This window comes from Bacillus sp. LR_5 (assembly GCF_042709275.1).
On the sequence record NZ_JAVAXX010000588.1, the window covers coordinates 1 to 1,351 of the forward strand.

The following is a 1,351-nucleotide window of genomic DNA, read 5'->3' on the forward strand; positions in this document are numbered from 1 at the left end:
AAGGGGGAGATTTGTTTGACAAAGGTAGAACGTCTGCTTATCAACTATAAAACGCTGGAAGAATTCAAGAAATTCAAAGAATACGGCATTCAGGAGCTTTCAATGCTTGAAGAACTTCAGGATAATATTATTGAAAATGACAGCACCTCGCCTTTTTACGGGATTTATTTTGGCGATAAACTTGTAGCACGAATGAGTCTGTATCAAGTTAACGGCAAATCGAATCCCTATTTTGACAACCGCCAGGATTATTTGGAGCTGTGGAAGCTTGAGGTTCTTCCGGGCTACCAGAACAGGGGATACGGGAGAGCCTTGGTTGAATTTGCAAAATCATTCAAAATGCCGATCCGGACAAATCCGAGAATGAAATCAGCGGAATTTTGGAACAAAATGAACTTTAAAACTGTTAAGTATGATATGGCGAGGGACAAAGGGGAAAACCCGCTCATCTGGCATCCTGATATGGATCACGAAATGACACCAGGAGAGTCTGCATAGAAATCAAAACAACCGGCCTATTCTTACTATAGGGCCGGTTCATTTCAGGCGTTTCTTTATGTTTCTTGAGCCGCTTTTTTCATTCTTCCGTCTTCCTTCGAAACAACCATTTTTCTGGCCCGATCCATGATATCGATCAGTGCCTTGTAATCCTCTTCTGTCATCTCTAGCTGATTCCGCAATGTCTGATTTTCACTCCGCAAATCCTCAAGCTCTTTTTGCAGCGATTGGATTTGCTCCTTCAATTTTTCCCTTTCAAGCTGAAATTCTTGTGCAGACGGTGCTTCTTTGAATTGTTCGAGAAATTGAATGACATCCTGAATGGACAAATCTCGTTTTCCTTCTGACGATGCCGAGGCAGTCTGCTTCATGGAATTCGGCATATTGACCGAATGAACGCCGATTTGCTTTCTCAGTTCTTTCCTTTGCTTTTTTGCAAGCTCTATACCTGACTGGTATTGTTTTCTCACATACGAGTTCCACCTGAAACCACAGGCTGCCGCGGTTCTGGTCAGCGCCCTTCCAACCTCCTCAAAGGCTGAAAGCTGTGTTCCTCCCTCTCGAATATGACGAAGCACCACTTCTGCCAGCAGCAAATCCTCATCCTGAGTCCAAGCATCTTGTCTTGTAATGGTCAAATTCAATCTCCCTCCATGTCAGCTTATTTATCTCATACATATGCCGGTAATAGATTAGATAGACTATTTGCACTCACAAATTTTCCGCAAGCTGACAGGAAGAGAAAAAGAAAAAGCGCAGGGCTTTCACCCCGCGCTTTTCTTATTAGTTACTTTTTACATTTATGTCTTTGCCGTTGTATGATCCGCATGCTTTGCATACACGGTGAGACAAC

At 43.0% G+C, this 1,351-nt stretch carries 3 protein-coding genes; 1 reads left to right on the forward strand and 2 read right to left on the reverse strand.

All coding sequences use genetic code 11. From position 1 onward, the window contains the following. Positions 1 to 15 precede the first annotated feature (15 nt). Positions 16 to 498, forward strand: coding sequence for an N-acetyltransferase (locus RAC86_RS38730; RefSeq protein ID WP_014476736.1), 483 nt, complete (start codon positions 16 to 18; stop codon positions 496 to 498). A gap of 56 nt (positions 499 to 554) precedes the next feature. Here RAC86_RS38730 and gerR read toward each other — a convergent pair whose 3' ends face one another. After that, positions 555 to 1,136, reverse strand: a complete 582-nt coding sequence (gene gerR / locus RAC86_RS38735; protein WP_015383592.1) for a sporulation-specific transcriptional regulator GerR — start codon at positions 1,134 to 1,136, stop codon at positions 555 to 557. Between the two features lie 145 nt (positions 1,137 to 1,281). After that, positions 1,282 to 1,351 (reverse strand): 50S ribosomal protein L32 (gene rpmF, locus RAC86_RS38740; RefSeq protein WP_377886962.1); only part of this gene is annotated, 70 nt, incomplete at its 5' end.